The organism is Thalassobacillus devorans MSP14 (assembly GCF_000496835.1).
GTDB classification, from domain to species: domain Bacteria; phylum Bacillota; class Bacilli; order Bacillales; family Halobacillaceae; genus Thalassobacillus; species Thalassobacillus devorans_B.
The window spans coordinates 55,851-78,706 of record NZ_KI543236.1 but is presented as its reverse complement, the minus strand read 5'-3'; the positions used below and the strand labels follow the sequence as shown (position 1 = coordinate 78,706).

Annotated in this window: 19 protein-coding genes; 5 read left to right on the top strand and 14 right to left on the bottom strand. The window is 42.1% G+C overall.

The features are described from left to right. Positions 1-106: 106 nt before the first annotated feature. Positions 107-667: a beta-class carbonic anhydrase gene (locus P855_RS0101155; protein WP_028781873.1), complete on the top strand. Its 561-nt coding sequence runs from the start codon at positions 107-109 to the stop codon at positions 665-667. 108 nt (positions 668-775) lie between these two features. Here the strand turns inward: P855_RS0101155 and P855_RS0101150 are convergent, their stop codons facing one another. Continuing rightward, complete coding sequence (locus P855_RS0101150; RefSeq protein WP_028781872.1) at positions 776-1,666, bottom strand: Ku protein; 891 nt, start codon at positions 1,664-1,666, stop codon at positions 776-778. 96 nt (positions 1,667-1,762) lie between these two features. On the opposite strand from P855_RS0101150, the gene ligD reads away from it, so the two are divergent. The 3 genes from ligD (at position 1,763) to P855_RS0101130 (ending at position 5,376) form a co-directional block, all read left to right on the top strand. After that, positions 1,763-3,568 carry a DNA ligase D gene (gene ligD / locus P855_RS0101145; protein WP_051353031.1) on the top strand — a complete coding sequence of 602 codons (1,806 nt, stop codon included), beginning with the start codon at positions 1,763-1,765 and terminating at the stop codon, positions 3,566-3,568. A gap of 263 nt (positions 3,569-3,831) precedes the next feature. Beyond that, positions 3,832-4,401 carry a CotY/CotZ family spore coat protein gene (locus P855_RS20200; protein WP_051353030.1) on the top strand — a complete coding sequence of 190 codons (570 nt, stop codon included), beginning with the start codon at positions 3,832-3,834 and terminating at the stop codon, positions 4,399-4,401. 306 nt (positions 4,402-4,707) lie between these two features. Beyond that, on the top strand, positions 4,708-5,376 hold the full coding sequence (locus P855_RS0101130; protein ID WP_028781869.1) for a hypothetical protein: 669 nt from the start codon (positions 4,708-4,710) through the stop codon (positions 5,374-5,376). A 302-nt stretch (positions 5,377-5,678) separates the two neighbouring features. On the opposite strand, the gene P855_RS0101125 is transcribed toward P855_RS0101130, so the two are convergent. The 3 genes from P855_RS0101125 to P855_RS0101115 all read right to left on the bottom strand — a co-directional run bounded on the left by P855_RS0101125 (position 5,679) and on the right by P855_RS0101115 (position 8,315). Next, positions 5,679-6,509, bottom strand: coding sequence for an aldo/keto reductase (locus tag P855_RS0101125; protein ID WP_028781868.1), 831 nt, complete (start codon positions 6,507-6,509; stop codon positions 5,679-5,681). Between the two features lie 162 nt (positions 6,510-6,671). Further along, entirely contained in the window at positions 6,672-7,025 is a 354-nt protein-coding gene (locus P855_RS0101120) for a hypothetical protein (RefSeq protein ID WP_028781867.1), read from the bottom strand. Between the two features lie 216 nt (positions 7,026-7,241). Then, complete coding sequence (locus tag P855_RS0101115; RefSeq protein ID WP_028781866.1) at positions 7,242-8,315, bottom strand: undecaprenyldiphospho-muramoylpentapeptide beta-N-acetylglucosaminyltransferase; 1,074 nt, start codon at positions 8,313-8,315, stop codon at positions 7,242-7,244. Between the two features lie 120 nt (positions 8,316-8,435). Here P855_RS0101115 and P855_RS0101110 point away from each other — a divergent pair, with 120 nt between their 5' ends. Then, complete coding sequence (locus P855_RS0101110) at positions 8,436-9,806, top strand: MATE family efflux transporter (protein WP_028781865.1); 1,371 nt, start codon at positions 8,436-8,438, stop codon at positions 9,804-9,806. A gap of 26 nt (positions 9,807-9,832) precedes the next feature. Here P855_RS0101110 and P855_RS0101105 read toward each other — a convergent pair whose 3' ends face one another. From P855_RS0101105 to P855_RS0101050, 10 genes are all read right to left on the bottom strand, one after another. Continuing rightward, positions 9,833-11,260 carry an aldehyde dehydrogenase family protein gene (locus P855_RS0101105; protein ID WP_028781864.1) on the bottom strand — a complete coding sequence of 476 codons (1,428 nt, stop codon included), beginning with the start codon at positions 11,258-11,260 and terminating at the stop codon, positions 9,833-9,835. 122 nt (positions 11,261-11,382) lie between these two features. After that, positions 11,383-12,576: a NupC/NupG family nucleoside CNT transporter gene (locus tag P855_RS0101100; RefSeq protein ID WP_028781863.1), complete on the bottom strand. Its 1,194-nt coding sequence runs from the start codon at positions 12,574-12,576 to the stop codon at positions 11,383-11,385. A gap of 257 nt (positions 12,577-12,833) precedes the next feature. Then, complete coding sequence (locus tag P855_RS0101095; RefSeq protein WP_028781862.1) at positions 12,834-13,442, bottom strand: CAP domain-containing protein; 609 nt, start codon at positions 13,440-13,442, stop codon at positions 12,834-12,836. A gap of 684 nt (positions 13,443-14,126) precedes the next feature. Continuing rightward, complete coding sequence (locus tag P855_RS0101085) at positions 14,127-14,624, bottom strand: hypothetical protein (protein ID WP_028781861.1); 498 nt, start codon at positions 14,622-14,624, stop codon at positions 14,127-14,129. Positions 14,625-14,707: 83 nt separating this feature from the next. Next, positions 14,708-15,829 carry a Ger(x)C family spore germination protein gene (locus P855_RS0101080; RefSeq protein WP_028781860.1) on the bottom strand — a complete coding sequence of 374 codons (1,122 nt, stop codon included), beginning with the start codon at positions 15,827-15,829 and terminating at the stop codon, positions 14,708-14,710. Then, entirely contained in the window at positions 15,826-16,983 is a 1,158-nt protein-coding gene (locus P855_RS0101075) for a GerAB/ArcD/ProY family transporter (protein ID WP_028781859.1), read from the bottom strand. The genes P855_RS0101080 and P855_RS0101075 overlap by 4 nt, the downstream gene beginning before the upstream one ends. Next, positions 16,931-18,496, bottom strand: coding sequence for a spore germination protein (locus P855_RS20195; RefSeq protein ID WP_051353029.1), 1,566 nt, complete (start codon positions 18,494-18,496; stop codon positions 16,931-16,933). Before P855_RS20195 ends, P855_RS0101075 begins: the two co-directional genes overlap by 53 nt. A 219-nt stretch (positions 18,497-18,715) precedes the next feature. After that, on the bottom strand, positions 18,716-20,008 hold the full coding sequence (locus P855_RS0101065; protein WP_028781858.1) for an NCS2 family permease: 1,293 nt from the start codon (positions 20,006-20,008) through the stop codon (positions 18,716-18,718). 119 nt (positions 20,009-20,127) lie between these two features. Further along, positions 20,128-20,943: a pyrroline-5-carboxylate reductase gene (gene proC / locus P855_RS0101060; RefSeq protein ID WP_028781857.1), complete on the bottom strand. Its 816-nt coding sequence runs from the start codon at positions 20,941-20,943 to the stop codon at positions 20,128-20,130. A 351-nt stretch (positions 20,944-21,294) separates the two neighbouring features. Further along, positions 21,295-22,788: a potassium/proton antiporter gene (locus P855_RS0101050; protein ID WP_028781855.1), complete on the bottom strand. Its 1,494-nt coding sequence runs from the start codon at positions 22,786-22,788 to the stop codon at positions 21,295-21,297. Positions 22,789-22,856: the final 68 nt, after the last annotated feature.

Here is a 22,856-nt window from a genome sequence, read left to right as displayed (position 1 = left end):
GTCATGACGCAGTGTCCCCGCTTAAATCTTTATTTATTACACCGAAATACCTGCAAATTTTGAGGTTTTTCGATACAATAAAACTAATCTTTTTAGGAGGGATTACATGTACTTGGATGAAATATTAGATTATAACCGTACTTTTGTAGAAGAAAAGCAATACTTAGACTATCAGACAGACAAGTTCCCAGATAAAAAACTGGCCATTTTAAGCTGCATGGACACAAGATTGGTGGAGTTGCTTCCCCGTGCTTTGAATATTAAAAACGGGGACGTGAAAATGGTCAAAAATGCTGGTGCCATTGTTACCCACCCTTTTGACAGCGTAGTGCGGAGCCTGTTTGTCGCTGCTTATGAACTGAAAGCCGATGAAATCATGGTTATTGGACACCATGGCTGCGGGATGAAAAACTTCGATGGTGAAAGTACGATTTCTAAAATGAAAGATCAAGGTATCAGTGATGAGACCTTAAAGACACTTGATTATGCCGGTGTCAACGTAAATAACTGGCTTCAGGGTTTCGAGAGCGTCGAGGAATCTGTCAAAAACAGTGTTGAGATTCTACGCAATCACCCATTGCTGCCTCAGAACACCCCCGTCCATGGACTTGTTATCGACCCAGAGACAGGGAAGCTTGACCTAGTGACAAAGGGATACCAGGAATAATTCAACAGAAAGCTGTCCATCAAGGGGCAGCTTTTTTTGTCGTGAAACTGACATTTGCATTGGCAGAAAATCAACTCCATAAAAAGCTGCCTCTAAATCACAACTATGCTACGCATTCTTTTTTGTTTTGCTTTTCGCTGTAGAGGTTTTCTTTGAAGTACTTTTTTTGGCTGTACTGCTTTTTTTGGCTGTGGATTTTTTTTTGGTTGTTTTTCCACCGCTTTTATTCGCTTTGTCGAGCGATGCCTGCAAAGCGTCCATCAAGTTTGTCACATTATCAGGGGTTTTCTTTTCTTTAGCAGTCGCAATATGTTTTTCTCCGTTTTTCTTTTCTTCAATAAGTTCAAGCAGTGCATTACGGTAATCATCCTGGTACTTTTCTGGATCGAATTCCGATGTCAATTGATCTATCAGCATTTTGGCTGTATCCAACTCTTTTTTGACGGTCTCCCCTTTTTCAGGCACATTCGGTACATCGACAGTGGCACGAACTTCATCAGGGTAATGGATGGTTTCCATGACAAGCGTGTTTTCGTAAACACGGATAACTGCCAGCTGCTCTTTGGAGCGTATCAGAATTTTAGCGACCCCTATTTTGCCTGTATCCTGCAACGCTTCCCGCAACAGGACATACGCCTTCGAACCACCTTCATTCGGGGATAAAAAGTAACTTTTTTCAAAATAAATCGGATCGATTTCTTCCAGGCTGACAAAATCAACAATTTCAACGGCTTTATCGGTATTTTCCTTTTTCAATTCTTCCAATTCGTCTTCATCGATCAAGACGAATTTATTCTTCGCATATTCGTAACCCTTGACGATTTCATCTTGTTCCACTTCGCGGTCACATACCGGACAGACCTTTTCATATTTGATTGGAGACTGGCATTCCTTATGAAGCTGGCGCATCTTTACATCCTTATTTTCAGTCGCAGCATGCAGTTTCACCGGGATGTTAACCAGACCGAAACTGATCGTCCCTTTCCACATCGTGTGCATTTCGTCACCTTCTTTTTCATTAGTTTGAGCTTTCAGCGAAGATTTATGTTTAGCATTTTATCTGATTGCCAAACTAACGCTAAAGGTGGTGTCGCTATGAAGCATAAGACCATGCAGCCAGTGCTTGACGCTGAATTGCCTGACGGTAAAAATTGGGTGTACGAAGTGAAATACGATGGTTTTCGCTGCCTAGTCAAGTGGGAGTATGGCAATGTGGAATTAATCAGCCGGAATGGAAAATCACTGACCAAACAGTTCCCCGAGGTGATAGAATTTTTTCACAACCATTCCGAACCGTTAGAGGATTATCTGCCGCTGGTGCTGGATGGTGAATTGAGCGTTTTGAACACCTTGTATCAGAGCGACTTCTATACCTTGCAGACACGCTCACGCATGAGCAATAAAGCGCGTATCCAACAGCAAGGAGAACAACGGCCAGCTCACTTCCTCGCCTTTGATATCATCGAGTGGAAAGGGAAGAAATCGACTTCCACTTATACTTCACGAAAAAAGCAGCTAGAGCAATTGTTCAAGCTCCTGGACCTGCCCCTTGCCATCCGGTTTTCCAGGCCGCTTGGCTATGTTGAGGCTGTAAAAAGAAAGTCCGTGATTAAGCAACGTGTCGATGACCATCTTGCTGAAGGGATAGTGGCAAAGCTCACCACTGCCCGCTATGAAGCAGGAAAAAATGAAAAGTGGAAAAAAGTCAAGAATTGGCGGACCATCACAGGAATAGTTACTGGCTACCAACAGCAAAACGATTATTTTGACATCTCTGTTTATGATGAAGAAAAAAATCTGCTTACAATCGGAAAATGTAAGCATGGATTGGACCAGAACGATAAGGAAACACTGGTTAAGGCAGTAAAAGAGCGGGGTACCAGAGAGGGTGATTACTTCCAGGTATCTCCTGCTATTTGTATGGGGATCCACTGCCTTGGTTTCCATGGAAACGAATTGAGAGAGCCTGTATTTACTGACTTCCGTTTGGACGTCTCACCGGAGGCCTGCACCATTTCCCAGCTGGACTGGCAACTAGGCATGCCGCCTGAAGAAGTTTCCTATACCAACCTGGATAAACATTTATACCCGGAATTAGAACTCTCCAAAGCAGAACTGATTGGTTATTTGCGCAGAATCTATCCATATATGAAGCCTTTTTTGGAGGACAGAAAATTGACCGTCATCCGTTATCCTGACGGAATAAATAAGGAAGCATTTTTTCAAAAAAACCTGCCCGCCTACGCTCCTGATCTGTTTGAGAAAAACGAGGAAGAAAGCCAATTTATTTCAAGCGCTGCACACCTTGCCTGGTTTGGCAATCAGGCAGCAATCGAATATCATATTCCTTTTCAAAAACAAAACAGTGACTTTCCGGCAGAGATCGTATTTGATCTCGATCCCCCGGACGAAAATGGTTTCCACCTCGCTGTCCAGGCAGCTAAGCACCTATATGCGATTTTCCAGGAACTCCAGGTTTATGTTTTTGTGAAAACCTCTGGTGGCAAAGGGTTGCAAGTCTACCTGCCGCTTCCAGACAAGTCTTTAAGCTATGAGCAGACAAGCCGCTTTACAGAATTAATTGCTAACACACTGGTAGATTACCAGCCGGATCTGTTTACCACAGAACGATTAAAAAAGAATCGTAAAGGAAGATTGTACGTAGACCATGTCCAGCATGGACCGGGAAAAACCATCATTGCTCCTTATTCCCCGCGGGGAAATGCATTAGCAAGTGTCTCCACTCCGTTATATTGGGAAGAACTTGATTCATTGGAAGACCCAAAGATATTTACCATCCGTAACACCTTCCAGCGTTTGCAGGAGAAAGGATGTCCGTTCCGTCTAATGGAAGAAACCAAAGAAATTCAGCCCATTAATAATATGAAAAAGTGGCTCTAACCCTCATGAAAAAGGGAATTATCAAGAAACATTCCCATTTCCCAGCCAACTTCTCCGTTATCTTGTCTTAATTTAGAGTTGTTAACCAAAGCTTTTCCCTCGGATAGGACAACCTGTCTAGGGGATTGCTTGTTTCACTGGACAAGCCTGCTATGGACAAACGTACATTTATTATTTTGATAGAGACAAACTCCCATGCACTCCTGTATCCCCGACATATTCTATTAATACCTTCGGGCAAAACAAATCAAGGAGTGAAATGAATGAGTTGTAAATGCAAAAAAGACAACTGCGTGTGCAGAAAAGTAAGAAGGATCGCTGAAGTCCAAGACGAAGTCGCCAACAATGACTGTTGCAGAAGCGGATCTTGCGAAATGTCCATCAGGGATCTGGTATCCCCTACCGGCAACGGAAACGGCAACGATACGATTCCTTTTATGCTGCTGTGCGGCTGCGAAAATACTTTCGCTGGACTGCTTCCTTACTTCGCGTGGGGAGTGCGCAGAGAGAACGACTGTTTCGGTCCGGTTCCTTCCCCCTTCTTCCGAGTGAAGAAGTTCAAAGAAGATGATGATTGCTGCGCTATTCTGGAATTGCTTTTTCCTAGTCTTTGTGATGAGACACCAGATTCGATCTGTGACCTCTTCCTATTTGATGGATGGTTCAGCACGGGTATATGCGTTGAAGTAGACCTTAGCTGCTTTACCGGTATCACTTGCTTCCCGCCAACTACTACTATGAGTGCTAACTCTGCACAAATGGCAGCAGGGCTGAAAGCAGTGAACGCGCTTCGCGCTGATAAGAATGCTATGCTTGGATTGGCAAATCAATAATAATCAGTTATTCCCCTTTCTGATTATGATATAAAAACGACCTTATCCCGTTCAGATAAGGTCGTTCTTTTTTATGTGACTTCCGTTCAACCCTGCCAGCTTTTGTAGGCTGACCACCGCGATCCCCTTCCTTAGGCATGTCTGCATCGTCTGTTATGGTTTCCGACAACCTCTCCTGTAACATGAAATATACGTGGTATGAATGCATTGCAAATGAATTTATTACTTCTGTCACTCATAGATATGTTATAAGAACAACATTCTCCTGCTCCAAAAATCACATTTTTTAGACAGGTTGTGGTATGGGTGGACTGGATAGCTGCTTTTTGGGAAGCAAATAGGAATAATATCGTCGTGTCGTTTATAAGTGGTCTAGTGTTTTTCATTCTGGGACCAATTGGTTTATGGTTTTCTGGGAAAAAAGTAAAAAAAGAAAGAATTAATAAAGCAAAAGATACATTGCTTGATATTCTTGAAGGAATGTTAGTCAGTGAAGAAAAAGTTTCTCACAATAAATTAATTATGATATTCAGATCGGTGGAAAGGGATCTCAATGTTGATCTAGAAGCGAATTATGACCTGGAAAACTTATTCGGTGACCTTGTCCTCCGTTTTGAAAGAAGCAAACATTTAGACGCAAGTCAAAAAGACAACTACTTTGAAAAAATCGTCAACATGGAAGCTGAACTGACAACCGGCAAAAATGGCAGCAACAGTACCCAAAGTATTCCGAAAGCCTACTCCAAAGTTTTAAATGAATTAAGAGAAGCCAATAGCAGGAATGAGCAGCAGGCCATTGAACAATTATTAGATGATCTGGAACATAAATTAAATAACAGGGATTCTATGCTGGGCTCCAACATGTTGTTTCTCAGAAAACCGAAAATCTTACTGTTGACCCTGTTTATATATGTTTTGTTCCTTATCATCATTTTCACCTTAATCTCATTCGTTGACGGCAAACTGCCCATATAGATAGCGAACAAAGTGTCGTTCAAACTTAATTGCTCCTATGCTGATTGCCTATCCCTTTCCAATCTATCAAATATTCATGCATGACCCGCCTGGTTCATTATCTTATCGGAGCTGGTAGAGAGAAATGCAGAAAGAAACATTATTAAAAAAACTTGGCTTGTCACCAAGTCTTTATGGTGAAATCCTAAGTGTTTCTTATACTTTAATCCTTAAACAAAGTTAAACTCTTTTAAAGTACAAAAAGGCATGGACATATACTGCCCATGCCTTTTTGCGGTACATCTGTCACTTTCCCTTGGATATTAATAGTCAAATTCATCAGGGTGTGGACCGTTTCGTCCATCTTCTCCAAGGTCAAGTTCATCGACACGTTTGATTTCTTCTTGTGTCAGTTCAAAGTCGAAGATATCCGCATTTTCCTGCTGTCTTTCTTTTTTAACGGATTTAGGAATCGTCACGATACCACTTTGGTAATCCCAACGAAGAATGATTTGCGCTGGCGTTTTACTATACTTTTCAGCAAGTTCCTTCAAAACAGGTGCATCCAGGTACTTCCCACGTGCAAGTGGCGACCAGGCGACCAGCTGGATATCATTTGCTTGACAGAACTCCCTTGTCTGCTGTTGATGAAGCTCCGGGTGCAGTTCAATCTGGTTAACCATTGGAGTTTCTTCAGCGTCTTTCATAACGTCTTCCAAGTGATGCGGAAGGAAGTTGCTGACACCAATCGCTTTCACTTTTCCATCTTTATAAAGCTTCTCCAATGCCTTCCACGTCTCCGTGAACTTCCCCGGGACTGGCCAATGAATGAGATATAGATCGAGGTATTCGAGGCCCAATTTATTCAAACTGCGTTCGAAAGCCTCCAGGGTTTCTTCATAACCTTGCTCATCATTCCACACCTTCGTAGTAACAAAGATTTCTTCACGTGGAACCTCACTTTCTTTGATCGCCTGTCCGACACCTTCTTCATTTTTATAAAAGGACGCAGTATCGATATGACGATAGCCCAGTTCTAAGGCACTTTTCACCGAATCCACTACTTCCTGGCCGTCCTCCATTTTATATACCCCAAGGCCGAGCCATGGCATTTCTACATCATTACGTAGTTTGACAGTACTTGTTAAACTCATATCCTATCTCTCCTTTGCGAAATGCTTGCTTACATCCTATCATTTTTACTCACTTTATGTATTTACCCAGTTTGAAAATGAGGTAAAACCTTCTTATCTCCTTTATTTATCTTAGAACTGATAATAGCTTACTTAGCCATGGCGAGCTTCACTGATCACAATTCACTTTCTCTGCTTATCTGAACTGAACTTGGGTAAGGCAGACTCGATAAAAATCAACGATAAAAACCGCAGGAAAATCGGGTACAATGCTAATATTCCTATTAAGTCGCCGATGAAACCCAGCGTGCTGGTGAACAACATCCAGATCGCCAGTAATAGCATGATAACAAAACTGACGTTTCCAGCGCCCCCATTGACCGGGTTCCAGGAATTGATCGAAAGCCTGGTATCCTGTTCCTGTTCTTTGAAACATTTATAGTGAAACGCTTTGACACGGAACCAATTGGAAGCGGTCACCAGATTGTCCCTGTCTTTCACTTCCTTTTTACAATAATGACAAACGACATTTTTCAATCACATCGACTCCTGACTTGTATAATGCTGTTACTTTCAATTATAACTTAAATTACATACGCTCCCCAGATTAACCTTGATTAAACTTCAGAAAAACTTTGCCTATAGCCAAGTCCTTATCGCGAAATCCTTAATGTTTTTTTGACTTTACATCTTGAAATTAACATTTCATAAAGTACAAAAAAAGACTGCCTTAATGGAAGGCAGTCCGAAGGTTCATCTTTTCTCGTAACTTTGTATCAACTGGACAACTTTCTCTTTCACCTGCTCACTGTGGTAGTTATCCATATTTTTAAGTATTTCATTTTTCTCATTCATCAGACCCTTAATTTCCCGGATGAGTGTTTCTTCTGTCAACTCTTCCTCTTCCAGCTTTCTTGCATACCCTTGTTTGACAAACGAATCTGCATTCAAAATCTGATCTCCACGGCTTGCTTGTCTCGATAAAGGGATAAGCAGCATCGGCTTTTTTAATGCCAAAAACTCAAAGATGGCATTGGACCCTGCGCGGGAGACGATATAATCAGTCGCCGCAAAAAGATCTTTCAATTCATCGGTCACGTATTCGAACTGGGCATAACCCGGCCGCTTCACTGATTCCTCGACATTTCCTTTGCCGCAGATATGGATGATTTGCATTTTCGCCAGCAGGTCATCCAGCTGGTTTCGGATGGAATCATTGATTTTTTTCGATCCCATACTTCCACCCATTACCATTAAAACGGGTTTTGACGCAGAGAACCCGCACAACTCAAGCCCCTTTAGTTTATTACCCTCGAATAACTCTTCACGAATGACCGCTCCGATATATTCTTTTTTCCCTTCAGGGAGATACTGCATCGTTTCCGGAAAAGTAGCGAGAATTTTTTTGGCAAACCGCGCTGCTAATTTATTGGCCAGCCCAGGCGTATAGTCCGACTCATGGATAATTGCCGGTACCCGGTTCATCCATGAAGCTGCCACTACTGGGACAGATACAAAGCCGCCTTTAGAGAAAATGACGTTCGGCTTCCGCTTTCGGATGATTGACCACGCCTGCACGGTTCCTTTCATGACTTTGAAAGGATCTTTCAAATTCTCTTTCGACATATAACGGCGAAGCTTTCCTGTGGAAATAGCGTGGTAGGAAACACCATCGAGTTCCTCGATCAATTGACGCTCTATCCCGTTATGGGAGCCGATATAATCAATTTCATATCCTAGTTTTTTAAATTCAGGAATCAATGCGAGGTTCACGATGACATGCCCTGCTGTTCCTCCACCAGTAAATAATATTCTTTTCTTACTCATGAAAAACTTCCTTTCTCTTCTTCATCCTGCCTATTTCATGATTACTTGTAGGTTAAGTTTTGTTTTTATGCTATAATCCTCTCTATCCTAAGTGAATTGTATCAGAAAAGGAAGATACAAATGTATGAAACTTCAACCTTGAAACAGAAAATCAAGCTTTTTATCATCATCCTCATCCCGATTCTTATCACACAAATCGGCATGTATGCGATGAATTTCTTCGATACCATCATGGCCGGCCAGGCGGGTGCTGAAGATTTAGCTGGTGTTGCCATCGGTTCCAATGTATGGCTACCCGTCTTTACCGGACTGAATGGTATCATGTTGGCCATCTCTCCTATTGTTGCACAGCTAAAGGGAGCTAAACAAGACAGCGACATCCCGGAAGCTGTCATACAGGGAGCGTATTTGGCAGCAGTTCTCGCTGCCGTTATCGGATTGTCAGGTTTCTTTTTGATCGATCCGGTTCTTGGTCTGATGGACATTACAGAAGATGTTGCTTATATCGCAAAATACTACCTGATTACACTCGGAATTGGAATTATACCGTTATTTGTGTTCAATATCTATCGCAGTTTCATAGATGCTCTGGGGTATACAAGAATTTCAATGCTCATCATTCTCCTTACCCTTCCGACTAATATATTATTAAATTATGTATTCATTTTTGGGAAATTTGGATTTCCGGCACTTGGCGGTATTGGCGCGGGGCTGGCAACTGCTTTGACTTATTGGGTGTCTTTCATTATCGCGATCATTATCCTGCAGACCGTTCACCCATTCCGAGCCTACCGCATTCTATCCAACTGGATCCGCCCATCGTTGAAGGCCTGGGGAGAGCAGCTGAAAATCGGCATTCCAATCGGCTTTGCGATTTTCTTTGAAACCAGTATTTTCGCTGCAGTAACTTTTTTCATGACCGCCTATGATACGTATACCATAGCCGCACACCAGGCTGCCATCAACTTCGCTTCTTTGTTATATATGATACCGCTCAGCATTGCATTCACCCTTACCATTGCAGTCGGTTTTGAAACAGGGGCAAACCGCCACAAGGACGCCCGTACGTATTCCTATTTAGGCATCTTGACTGCTGTTGCGATGTCCGTGCTGGCCGGGTTGATATTGTATGTGTTTGACGATGCCATTGCCCGTCTTTACAGTTCTAACCCTTCTGTAATTGCATTGACGAAAAACTTTATTTTCTTTGCGATCTGGTTTCAGCTGTCAGATGCTGTCGGAGCGCCGATTCAGGGGATTTTGCGTGGCTACAAAGATGTCAATATCACGTTGGTGATGGCGTTTGTATCATATTGGGTAATTGGTTTGCCCAGTGGCTGGCTGCTCGCCAACTATACATCACTCGGGCCTTATGGTTATTGGATGAGTCTCATCATCGGCTTGACTGCCGGAGCTATGACGCTGTATGTGCGGATGTTTTATCTGCAGCGCAGAAATATTAAATTCCATAGCAAATATAAAACCAGCTGACGCGTGTGCCAGCTGGTTTTATAACATTATTGATCAAGGTTGAAAACAATCAATCGTTCTTCAGTCATATCCTCGATTGCATATTTCGGGCCTTCTTTGCCCCAGCCACTGCCTTTGACACCGCCATATGGCATTAAGTCGACACGGTACTGAGAGGAGTCATTGATCATGAGACCTCCAACATGGACATGTTTAGCTGCATAGAAGGCAGTTTCCAGATTTTTCGTGAAAATACCGCCTTGAAGTCCATATTGGGATTTGTTCACTTCATCGATGCATTCCTTGATATCGCTAAACGGAATCATACTTACGACTGGTGCAAAAATTTCTTCACAAACGACTTTCATATCATTTTTCACATTAGCAATTACCGTTGGATGCAGCAAAGCCCCTTCACGGCTGCCGCCATAAACGACCTTCGCTCCGTTTTCTTCTGCTTCCCTGATCCACTCTTCAGCACGTTCAGCTTCTTCTTCACTGATCATAGGCCCGACATCGGTGTCTGGATCGTTGGGGTCACCGATGTTTAATTGGTCGATTGACTGGAATAATTTATCCTGGAATTCCTGCTGGATATCTTCATGTACATACAAGCGCTGAACAGAAATGCAAACTTGCCCGGCAAATGCGAAACTCTTCTGAGCAATGTTGCTGGCTGCTTTATCTAAGTCCGCCTCTTTATCAACAATAACCGGGGAGTTATTACCCAACTCAAGAATTAATTTGTTCAACCCTGTATTCTGCTTTAATTTCAAACCGACATTGGCACTTCCAGTGAATGTATATAAATTGATCCGCTCATCTTCCATCATTTGCTGACCTACGGTTGAACCGGATCCGACAACGACATTCAAAAAACCTTTCGGAAGTCCGGCCTGTTCAAAGAGTTCAGCCAATTTCAGAGCAGTAGTCGGTGTATTGCTTGCAGGCTTCAACACCACGGTATTTCCGGCAGCAATAGCAGGTGCAATTTTATGGGCTACCAGGTTCAGTGGAAAATTGAAGGGACTGATTGCTCCGACTACTCCGACAGGTACTTTCATTGTATAGGCCATCCGGTTTTCTGAACCAGGAGCTGCTTCCACCGGTACACCTTCCCCATGGATGCGCTTTGCTTCTTCTGCTGACAATTCAATTGTCTGGGTCGCGCGGTCAATTTCCGTCCGTGTCTGCTTTAAAGGTTTTCCTGCTTCCATCGTAATATTTTTAGCGAGGTCTTCTTTGTTTTCCTGAAGCAGTTCGCTGACCCGCTTTAAAATTTTGTACCGCTCATAAGGAGGAAGCGGGTTTTCTTTAAAAGCAGTTTCTGCAGCGGTGGTTGCCTGTTCTACTTCTTTCTCTCCCGCCTTTGATACCCGGGCATAAACTTCCTGTGTATACTTATTAAAGACTTCTAACTGATCATCTGTTTTAACCCATTCTCCATTGATGTATAGGTTATGTGACTGTACCATAACATCTCTCCTTATTTCGTAGTTATAGTGATTTATTTCCGAAAAGGCCGAAACTGAAACACTACTATTAAAAACAAAAAAAGTGCCACCCATAATTAAGGGTGGCACTTTATGTCAGCTATTTACAGGAAGAGACCTGCGATTGTTGCAGATAGTACAGAACCAAGCGTTGCACCAAGCAATAATTTCAAACCGAATCCGGAAACTTTTCCACCTTTGACAGAATCGATCCCTTGAACAGTACCTGCGATGATACCAATGGAAGAAAAGTTCGCAAAACTAGTCAGGAATACAGTTACGACACCGACTGTCTTCTCAGAAACTTGACCAAGCATGTTCTGGAATTCCAACATGGCAACGAATTCGTTTGTGACAATCTTTGTTCCCATGATAGCTCCGGCATCGATGACTTCTGCAGCTGGAATTCCCATCAACAGACCGATTGGAGCGATGACATAACCTAAAGCTTCCTGCAGGGTAAATCCATTGAAGATACCAGCAAATGCCCAGTTCACAAGCTCAAGAGATGCGATGAAAGCAATCAGCATCGTAGCTACAATAAGGGCGATGCGGCCCCCGTCCAAAGCACCGTTACCCATTGCTTCAAAAAAGCTTTTTGCAGTAGTTACTTCTTTGATTTCTACAATGTCATCTTTTTTGTCCACTCTAACTGGAGCAATGATAGACGCTACAATCAAGGCACTGAACATGTTCAAAGGCAATGCCACTAATACATATTCAGCCGGCAGCATACCGATATAAGCTCCAACGATAGAAGCAGATACAGAACCCATTGCAGAGGCACTGACAATATATAAACGATTATCACTCAAGTGATGGAATTGTGACTTGATGGCAATCAAAGCTTCAGACTGACCGAAGAAGATACTGTTAACCGCGTTAAAAGATTCGACTTTTGGCAAGCCTGTAATGTAAGAAAGGCCTTGTCCTAAATATTTAATGATGAAAGGCAAGATTTTCAAATAAGTTAATACGGATAAAATAGTCGCAAAGAAAATAATCAATAAAAGCACATTGAAAAAGAATACGCCTCCGCCGCCTTCTTCGACAGCAATTCCCCCAAGAACAAAGTTGACACCTTGTGAACCGAACTCAATTAACTTGTTGAATCCAGCAGAAATGGCTTCGATAATCATTTTTCCGATCCCGGTATTGAACATGAACCAGGTAGTGAATACTTGCAAAACAAGCATGACTATGATGCCACGATAGTTAATATTTTTCTTATCGTTGGACATTAGGAAAGCGATGCCCAGAACAACGATGATACCCAAAAGACCTAGTAAAATTCCCATGGTTTGTTTCCTCCCTCAAAATTGTCCGTCTCTTTATGAAAATGCTTTCATTCGATTGTTTCATATTGGATTTTATCAGGTTGTCAGACGTCATGCAAGTGTAATTTTCAGTCATAAAACTGAAACCCTTGTCATATCAAGGTTTACAATATTTAGAAGTATTGTGAAACGGTCAATCTTTTTTACTATATTCCGCAGGACTTTATACACCTTAACAAATTTATTGGGTTACGTCATCAGAGGTTTGTCCGTTTTTTCTATTTTTGAATGAAAAATTGTACCCAGTATCCTCTTCCATTCTTTCCTTCCGAATATCCTACCCCAATATGGGTCATTCTCTTATTTAATACATTTTTTCGATAGCCGGGATGCGCCAGCCATTGTAATACCACTTTCTCGGGAGAAAGCGGAGCAGCCGCTATATTTTCAGCTGCACGCTCGAATTCTATTTGAAAATCGCGGAGCATCATAAAAGGAGACCCATATGTGGGGGATTGGTGACTGAAGTAGCCATTTTCAGCCATATCTTCAGCTTTAATTGCCGCAACACGTGCCAACTGCTTATCCGTATTTAGCGGTTCAATTCCTTTTTGAACACGTGCCTTATTGGTAAGCTCGGTGACTCTTTCTGTAAGTTTTCTGGAAGGTATTGCTATACGCTCCCCCGGATAGATCACCGACGGGTTATCAATATGTGCATTGCTTTCGAGTATTTCCTTTAAAGGAAGACTATAACGGAGGGAGATTTCCCACATTGTATCTCCTGATTTGACGTAATAAGTCACTGTTTCTGCATTTACTTGTTTTTCGGTTCCCAGTACTACTACGTTGAGGAAAATAAACAAGCATACCAACCATTTGCCCACGTTTTTCTCTCCTTTACGAAGCTGTATGACTTAGTTTCTTCCATTTTTTCGGTTTCATGTATAGCATAAAAACGCCTGACCATTCATGGATGATCAGGCGTTTTTATGCTATACATGCGTGAAGCTTATTTTTCACAAAACCTTCTTCAATTATATGGCCGGATTATGGAAGACTCAGTTTCAAGAGAAAAGGGGGTTCTTTACTAAAAAAGAGTCAGGGCTGGCTTGGAAACTACTCGCTTTCCTGCGGGGGACCTGGCAAGCTTCCTCGGGCTAAAGCCCTGCGGGATCTTGCCTAGCTCCTTCTCCCGCGGGAGTCTCGCAGTTTCCCAACCACCCTATCCGAAGGATGGGAGAAACGAACCCCTGCCATACATGAAGATGTCTTCCAAATTCACCGCCAAACAAAGCCTCTTTGTAGCTATTAGTATGGTTGGATGACTCTGCCTGCCAATGTTTCCGTTTCTCTTATAGACGTAAGGAGGTCAGGGAAATTGCGAGACTCCGATGGGAGGATAGGACTGGTGAGATCCCGCAAGGCGGAGCCTGAGGAAGCTCACCGTCCGCCCATGGAAAGCGAGTGATTTCCCGGACCTCCAAACGCTCACCACCGTAACGGAAACAGTTTCTCTCGAAACTGAGTCTTCCATAAAAGGGAGCATTTGCGAGATTTAACGGTGGTTATTAAAAGTGAAACGAGCGTGCTACATCGAGCAGATCTGATTTTTTCACATTATGATCACCATCAGAAAATTTGCTTGGACGGTAAGTCATCTTATAAGTAACCCCGTCTTTCTGCCAGGTCACTGTTTTAGCAAATGAATTATCAACGTACTGACCGGATAGGGAATCTGTAATCGCTACTTGTTCTGGTGAAAACAAGTCCGGTTCGACATTTCCTTCTATAAACTGCAGGGTCAATAAATCATTTTCTTTAGTGTAAAAGCTGAGATCAAGTGCTTCAGATCCCTCGACTTTATACACATCAGAGACCATCATTACCATTTCAAATGGAATGAATTCAGGCAGATCCATCTCAAACCCCAGTTGCTCTGCAGCCTGTCTGGCATCCCCTTTGTTATAATCAAAATAGTCGTGCGATGCCCCATTAGTAGTCTGACAGCCTGCCACAACGAATACCACCAGCAAAGCAACAGAGATCGTAATATTTTTTCTTTTCATTTAACTTCCCCCTGATTTTGCCTTCTACATTTGTAAGACGTTTTCACTCCAGGAGAAGTTTCATATTTTTACAAATTTTTCACTTATCCAACGATTCCATGTTCCTGGATCGTTACATTTACTTTTGGCGTAATCATAATGGTTTTAAAATCCTTATCCCAATCCATATTTTTCCATGTATCATAATGAAAAGCTTCTGTTCGCCTGCCAATTCCCAGAACATCACTATGTGATTCCTGTAACAGCGAAATGATTTCATTTGCTTCTTTCGTCAAGGTTTTCGATAATTGTTTTTCCAACTCCGCTACTACTTTCGGGTTAGTCAGTTTACCCTTCGGGTATTCTACCACATTCAAATATAAATCTAAGTTTACATCTACAGAAATCGTTCCTCCGGAAGGTTTGATTTTTAAATCACGATTTTGTTTGATTACTTCAGCGCTTAAATACCTTGTCATACCTGGTTCACCTGTTTCACTTACTTGCCGTGTTATTCTGGCGACTTTCCCCATCTTATTATTCATTAATAACAATAGTGTGGCTTGCTCAGCATCTAATGATATTCCAGAGTATTTTTTATCATGGAAGAGCGCCAATCCTTTATAATTTATTTTATTCGCTTCTGTATCTACGGTAAGTAAAGGTAAAGCAATATCGATACCTGGTTCAAATAGTTCCGCACAAATCAGCTGGACATTGTCACCATGAGAATGGGTAGTTTTGGCAACAGCGTCAAGCAGGCCGACAATATGTTCAGAAACACGGGGTTCCTGGTCTGTCTTTATAGAAAAAGCTTTTGAGGCTTCCCCTTCCACGACTGCTACTTCAGCGCTTAAATTGTTTCGAGGATCCCTGTAGTACCCGTCCAGAATAGAATATATATCTTTTTTTGCAAGTTCTTCTCCTATGAGTAATACCTCTATTTTGGAGGGATCGAATTGATAGGATAATTGTTTATCGATTTCATTTCTCGCATCAAATAAGTTGTGACCGATACCCGTTTCTATATGAGCATGCCCCTCCGTCGCCCTATCTGTTCCGGCTTCTGGTATCAGTATAGAGACGGTATCTTTTACTCTTCCATCCTCCGTTAGATCAAAAGTAGCCCCCATGATCAGCTTAGCATCTTTGAATAAACGCTGATCCCAGCAACCGGTTAGTAACATCACACAACATAGCAGCAATAACAAACCTTTCTTTTTCATTTGGAACCACTTCCTGTATGTTTCTTTTTACGAACGAAGAGAACTAATAATAAAATGACCGGCAATGATCCAGAGAACAGGTAGCCGAATTTCATTACCACATCTCCATATTGATCGATTCGCTGCTCACCACTGCCGATTGTTAAAGCCAAAATGAAAGCTACGATAGCCATCATAATCATAAAAGGCATCTCCCTTTTACTATTGAACATATGCTTCAAACCTTTTCCGGACATATACAAATAAGTGGTGAAAGAAGTGGTAACTGATACAACCCAAACCGAGATAAAAAATAAATCCAACCGTTCGACGACACTGAATTCATAGGCCTTCAGCATATATAATACCGGTTGTGGGACGAGCAAAATTTCTTTTGCCCCAAAGAAAGTGAAGGTTGAAAAAACGACTAACAAGTAAAATCCAAGAACAAACCACTGGGTATAAAATATCGTTTTCAGTTTCTCTTTATTGGTGCCTTCCACAAGCGGATAGATGATTAATACGAACGCAAAACCTAACAGCGAAAGTATTCCTTCGTTGACTCCTTTTAAAATAGGCTCCAGTCCTTCTACACCCATCGGAAAAATAAAGATTAAATGAGCATCTCTAATGCCGTATACCAATGAAACAATCAGGATGATCATTAATCCGGAGAAAAGCGTATAAGCCCTTGCCAGTACTTTTATCGTTCCGGAAATAAGATACAAGCCGGCAGCAACCATGAAAGCCATCAAAACCCATTTTGGTGTATTGATCAGCATCCATAAGTTGATAATTCTTGTATAAAGAATCAGTATCAAGGCTCCTACAGCAATAAAATACAAGCTATATAATAAAGTAGAGGCCTTTCCTATCCATCTGCCTAATATATTTTCCAGGTTCATAAACAAATGCTGCTTGGGAGTGTTTTTCATAAGCAGCCAATGTAAAAACATGATGAGCTGGACAATAAGACTAGCCCCAATCAGGGATATCCATCCATCCTGTTTCGCCACTTGCTGCAGGTTATAAGGGAGAGAAATGACACCTACACCGATTTGTGTCTGGACAATCAGGAAAAAAAATTGCAGGCGGGAGATTTTGTTATTAAAAAAAGCTGCATCATTTTGGTTGGGTTGTCCCTTTTGTTTGCCTTGATTTTTTGGATTTTCCACTTCTCTTCCACTCCCTTGATTCGCCCATCGACTTCTCATTTATTGGATTCGCATCATTCGGTCTATTCGTTAATTTAAATAGAGGAAGCCGAACAAAAGTATCTTTCAAATCCTTTATCCTTAAGGGAGATACAGGGGCGAAATACGGATTTCCGAATGACTCTAATTTGACCAAATGGATGAGAATAAACATTATTCCAAAAACAATCCCGATAAACCCTAAGGTACTTGCGAGAATGATCAACGGAAATGTCAAAAAGCGGAGGGTCGTACTTAGTTCATGGGAAGGAACTACAAAAGAGGCGATTGCTGTCAGCGCAACGACAATCACCATTAAATTGGAGATAAGCCCTGCTCTTATGACCGCATCCCCAATGACCAAACCACCCACGATACCGATTGTCTGTCCCACAGGCTGTGGCAGCCTGATCCCGGCTTCCCTGATCAATTCGATGATGATGACCATAATAAATGCTTCAACGAACGGTGGATAAGCAATCTGTTCAATAGCACTTTTTACTGGCGACACCAGGTCATCGGGTATCACTTCAAAGTGAAAACCGATAATAGCGATATACATAGCTGGAAGACCAATTGCGATCAGGAAACTCATTAAGCGGATTATCCGTATGAAGGTGCCTGACACCCAACGGGAATTATAATCATCCGGTGACTGATAAAACATGAAAAAAGTGGATGGCAGAATCAATACGGTCGGACTTCCTTCAGCTAACAGAGCCACCTTTCCTGACATTACATTTGCAATCACCCGGTCAGGACGTTCCGTACTTAATGTCTGAGGGAATGGCGACATTGGATTATCTTCGATAAACTCTTCCATAAAACCAGGACTTAAAATCGTATCTGCAGTGACACTTTTAATCCTCTTTTTAATTTCCTTTACTAGTTCTGGGTTTGTAATCCCATCCATATAAGCTATAGCGATATTTGTATTTGTTTTTTTACCAACTCGGAAGTATTTGATCGTTAAATCACGGTGTTCTAATCTTTTCCGAATCAGATTAATATTGATCATGATATTTTCTACAAAGCCTTCATGGGAGCCTCTGACCACTTTTTCGTTATCTGGTTCTTTTACGTTTCTATTGTACGTCGTGGTTACTGTAAAATAGACTAGCGACTTATTCCCCTCTTCTATATAAAGGGCATGCCCCCTCAGAAGCACCTTGAGGGCTTCTTCAAGGTCATCCGTCTTTTTTCCATTGGGAAGTTTAGATATAGAATCAAAATTTCCGCTTTCTATTGGTGTGAAAATATTTGCTTGTAACTTCTCCTGGTCTGATAGTGTCTCAAAGAAAAGAAGTGCTGCCTGGCCATCCTGTAATATACGAATCTTTAAATCATTAGAATGCTTTAAGGCTTTGGTGAGATATTCGATATTCTGAGATAACTGTGAAAAGCTTGGCTGACTCGGTTCCTTAACGTCCGCTTCATTACCTGGCTGCTCTTCAATTAATTTATCCCGTCTCGACTTCCGTCTACGATAACCCATCACACTCACCGCCTTTATTTTTACATAGTGATTCTTAGTATGAGCGATATTGGAGTATTTAGTCATTTATGGAAGGAGAGTTATTAGAAAAACTTGGCTTGTCGGCAAGTTTTTCTGGCGAAAGCCTTCGTACTTTCTTATACTTTAATCCTTTAACAAAGTTAAACTTCTTAAAGTATAAAAAAAGATGCCCCAATTAATCGGAGGCATCATGGTGAATTAATGAGCGGGGAAGAAAATCATCTGTAAAATGAAAATTATCCCGAACATATATAAAATCCAGTGGACTTCTTTTCCTTTCCCACTGACAAGCTTCAATAAAGGATAGGTGATAAAACCGATAGAAATTCCTGTAGCGATACTGGATGTCAGCGGCATCGTCAAGATGATCGCAAAAGCAGGAAAAGCTTCATCAAATGTTCTCCAGTCAACACGTGCGAGCCCCTCCATCATAAAACAGCCTACAATGATGAGTACCGGAGCTGTAATAGCCGGCAAATTGGAAATAGCGGCTACAATTGGGGATAAGAAAATAGCTAAAAAGAACAATATGGCCACAACGACCGAAGTAAGACCTGTCCTGCCGCCGGCAGCTACGCCGGATGTAGACTCGATATATGCGGTAGATGGGCTTGTACCAAACATGGACCCCGTGGTTGTAGCCACTGCATCAGCCATTAGAGCAGCCTTGGCGCGGGGAAGGCTGCCATCTGATTTAATAAACCCAGCCTGCTCAGCTACACCGATCATCGTACCCGTCGTATCAAAAATGGTCACGAGCAAAAATGCAAAAATCACCGTATATAATCCATTAGCGAAAACACCGCTGATATCCAAATCAAAAAACACAGGCACTGGAGGTGCCGAAACAAAGCCTTCAAACTGAAGCTGGCCTGTGAAGTAACCGAGAACTCCGGTAATAACCATACCCAGAAACAGCGCACCCTTTACATTTCTCGCCATCAAGGCCAACGTTATGAAAAGACCTGCAAGAGTCAGTAATGTTACCGGCTGATGCAAATCGCCGAAGGTCACCATTGTCGCTTCACTTGGAACGACAATCCCAGACATCTTCAGACCGAGAAAAGCGATGAACAATCCAATCCCGGATGTAATTCCATATTTCAATGATGCCGGTATTGCCATAATCAACGTTTCTCTTAATTTGGTTAAACTTAATAAAATAAATAGAATACCCGCTATAAAAACAGTGCCGAAGACAATTTGGTAAGATACACCTTGAGAAGCGACCACACTGGCAAAGTATGCATTAAGCCCCATTCCGGGCGCAATTGCAATCGGGTAATTAGCGGCAAATGCCATAATCAATGTACCGACTAATGCAGAAATCACCGTCGCCATGAACACCTGCTCAAATGGAACTCCTGCTGCAGATAAAACAGCCGGGTTGACAACAATGATATATACCATCGTCAAAAATGTTGTCACACCTGCCATTAGTTCTGTACGTACATTCGTATTATTTTCTTGGAGCCGAAAAATCCTGGACATATCAACACCTTGCTTTCCGAATAATAATAACAACATTTAATATATTATTCGTTTTTAGGAGGTTGTGCAACCCCTCCCTTCCAATTTAAAAAATAAAAAAAGCCGAAAAACGGCTTCTTTCATTTCTTACTTCCTGATAAGTATTTAGCTCTCTTCGTACAGGCATCCATCGCAGACTGAATTGCTCCCCGGAAGCCTGCACTTTCCAAGGCTGTCACTGCTTCAATCGTAGACCCGCCAGGGGTACAGACATCATCTTTCAATTTCCCAGGGTGCTCCCCGGTTTCGAGTACCATCTTTGCTGACCCAAGAACAGCCTGAGCAGCAAGCTTGTATGCCTGAGCTCTCGGTACTCCCTGCTGCACCGCTCCATCTGCCATCGATTCGATGAACATATACACATAAGCAGGTGCCGATCCACTCACAGCAGGCATAGCGTCCATCAGTTTCTCCGGCATGACTTCCGCTTTTCCAAAGCTTTCAAAAATATCCCGCACTTCGTTAAGCTCATCAGGCGTTATATATTTATTTGGGCACAGGACACTCATCCCTTCTCCCACAAGAGAAGGCGTATTCGGCATCGTTCTTATAACTTTCACCTGATGGTCAAATGAGCTTTCAATGTCAGAAATCGTAATGCCCGCCGCAATCGTAATAATGATGGCGTCTTTCCTTACATATGATTTGATTTCTTCCATCACTTCTTTGTAGATATACGGTTTGACAGCAAGGAACAATATATCACTCTCACTGGCCAACTGCTTATTGTTATTCGATGTATCAATATCGAAACGGAATGCCGCTCCTTCGATTGTTTCATCTGTAATAGCTGTGGCAGAAACCTGGTCTTTGTGAACAATTTCTGCTTTCAACATACCCTGGATCATCGCCTGGGCCATATTACCGCATCCGATGAACCCTATCTGTTTCTTCATCTTATTTCTCTCCTTTCAGCACCAAACCGTTTTTTCATTGTAGGATAAGTATAGTCAAAAAACAATTGTCAACCGATTGATTCGACATCATTCGCCACTACAATACTTTCTGTTATATTCCCCATGAAAACCTCAAATACCTGCCTCTGGTCAGATTATTTAGCTATAAACCCTGAAAAATGGTATAAATTTCTGAGAAAGGGTTTACAAATGGATGACATTTTCTTATAATTAACCATGTAATATTTATATCATAACGATTCACCAAAAATATCATAGCTGCTACGAGAAAAGCCGAGCTGTTTTCAGCTCGGCTTTTCTCGTAGGGACGTAAGTTATAATCCAGTGCCATTATTCCTCCTCTCCCACTCCTTGTCTGACATCTTTCAACACTTGTTGCACTTGTTTTTTTACCTGTTTAGAAACAGTTACATAAAGCGTATCGCCGGCTAATATTCTCGTCTGCCCATAAGGGGTGATGATATCGCCATTACGAATTATTGCATTGATCAGCGCTTTGTCCGGTAACTGGATATCTTCCAGCTTCTCACCGGTGATCCGGTTGTTATCCGAGACGTCAAACTCAATAATTTCAACGTTCGCCCTCCCGACTGAAATCAGCTCCAGGGAATGAATCGGGTTACTGAGTTTATCGGAAACAAGAGAAAGCTTCTCGGCAAGCCATGTAATGGACGCGCCCTGAACCAAAGCTGACGTCAGTACGATAAAGAAGACTATGTTGAAAATCATCTGACTGTTTTCCACTTCTGCAAGCATTGGAAATATCGAAAGAACGATTGGAACAGCCCCACGGAGTCCCGCCCATGAGATCAGCATTTTTTCTTTATACGTAAAACGGAAGAATGCCAGTACCAGATAAACAGCAGCAGGCCTTGCAACAAACATAAGAATCAAGGAGATCAGTAATCCTCTCAGCATAATATCCGAAGTGAAAACTTCCGAAGGGAAAACAAACAAACCTAAAATAACGAACATCAGAATTTGAGCCATCCAGCCGAATCCTTCGTTGAAGCGCAAGATAGAGTAACGATAAGCCAGCTCGGCATTACCGATGACCACCGCCGTTACATACACAGCCAACAGACCACTGGCTTGCAGGAGGGAGCTGACACTGTAAGAAAGTAAAGCAAAAGAAATGGCAAAAAGCGGATACAGGCCACTGGAGTCCAGATTGATACGATTCAAGGAGTAACTTGCTATGTATCCCAGAACAACCCCGACTACAGCTCCGAGACCCATCTGCCAAAAAAACAGACCGATTAAGCCGAAGACACTGGTAGATTCTTCAGTCAGCAACTGGATGAAAGTAATCGTCAGAAACACTGCCATAGGATCGTTGGTCCCTGACTCCGCTTCCAATGTGTCTTCGAGCTTATGACGAATATTTTTCCCTTTCAATACAGCAAAGACAGCTGCAGCATCCGTGGAACCTACAATCGAACCGATCAGGAAAGCTTCGAGCCAGGAAGCACCAAGGATGTATTTAACAAACACAGCAACAATACTGGTGGTAAGCACCACACCGATGGTGGCTAATGTGATGGAAGGGGCAAGGACTTTCTTCATACCGCCCCATTTCGTCTGCATACCACCTTCAAATAAAATGATCACTAAGGAAATAACCCCGATGGTTTGTGCCAGTTCAGGATTATCAAAATAGACGATATCCAGACCATCTGACCCCACCAGCATGCCCACCAGTATGAACAAAACCAGTGACGGTACACCAAGACGTGAGGAAAACTTTGTGACGACGACACTTATTACTAATAATAATGCGATTAAAAGGATGATTTGATTAGACTCTAGTACCTCTTGAATCATTTACTGACAACACCTCAACTGAAAGCTAATAATATTATTATAGACTTTTTTTCTTGTGTGCAAAAATA

What these genes read in the sequence shown, in the direction of transcription:
- P855_RS0101155 (WP_028781873.1), top strand. Translation starts at nt 107, where the DNA reads ATGTACTTGGATGAAATATTAGATTATAACCGTACTTTTGTAGAAGAA.
- P855_RS0101150 (WP_028781872.1), bottom strand. Translation starts at nt 1,666, where the DNA reads ATGCACACGATGTGGAAAGGGACGATCAGTTTCGGTCTGGTTAACATC.
- ligD (WP_051353031.1), top strand. Translation starts at nt 1,763, where the DNA reads ATGAAGCATAAGACCATGCAGCCAGTGCTTGACGCTGAATTGCCTGAC.
- P855_RS20200 (WP_051353030.1), top strand. Translation starts at nt 3,832, where the DNA reads ATGAGTTGTAAATGCAAAAAAGACAACTGCGTGTGCAGAAAAGTAAGA.
- P855_RS0101125 (WP_028781868.1), bottom strand. Translation starts at nt 6,509, where the DNA reads ATGAGTTTAACAAGTACTGTCAAACTACGTAATGATGTAGAAATGCCA.
- P855_RS0101115 (WP_028781866.1), bottom strand. Translation starts at nt 8,315, where the DNA reads ATGAGTAAGAAAAGAATATTATTTACTGGTGGAGGAACAGCAGGGCAT.
- P855_RS0101110 (WP_028781865.1), top strand. Translation starts at nt 8,436, where the DNA reads ATGTATGAAACTTCAACCTTGAAACAGAAAATCAAGCTTTTTATCATC.
- P855_RS0101105 (WP_028781864.1), bottom strand. Translation starts at nt 11,260, where the DNA reads ATGGTACAGTCACATAACCTATACATCAATGGAGAATGGGTTAAAACA.
- P855_RS0101100 (WP_028781863.1), bottom strand. Translation starts at nt 12,576, where the DNA reads ATGGGAATTTTACTAGGTCTTTTGGGTATCATCGTTGTTCTGGGCATC.
- P855_RS0101085 (WP_028781861.1), bottom strand. Translation starts at nt 14,624, where the DNA reads ATGAAAAGAAAAAATATTACGATCTCTGTTGCTTTGCTGGTGGTATTC.
- P855_RS0101080 (WP_028781860.1), bottom strand. Translation starts at nt 15,829, where the DNA reads ATGAAAAAGAAAGGTTTGTTATTGCTGCTATGTTGTGTGATGTTACTA.
- P855_RS20195 (WP_051353029.1), bottom strand. Translation starts at nt 18,496, where the DNA reads ATGGGTTATCGTAGACGGAAGTCGAGACGGGATAAATTAATTGAAGAG.
- P855_RS0101065 (WP_028781858.1), bottom strand. Translation starts at nt 20,008, where the DNA reads ATGTCCAGGATTTTTCGGCTCCAAGAAAATAATACGAATGTACGTACA.
- proC (WP_028781857.1), bottom strand. Translation starts at nt 20,943, where the DNA reads ATGAAGAAACAGATAGGGTTCATCGGATGCGGTAATATGGCCCAGGCG.
- P855_RS0101050 (WP_028781855.1), bottom strand. Translation starts at nt 22,788, where the DNA reads ATGATTCAAGAGGTACTAGAGTCTAATCAAATCATCCTTTTAATCGCA.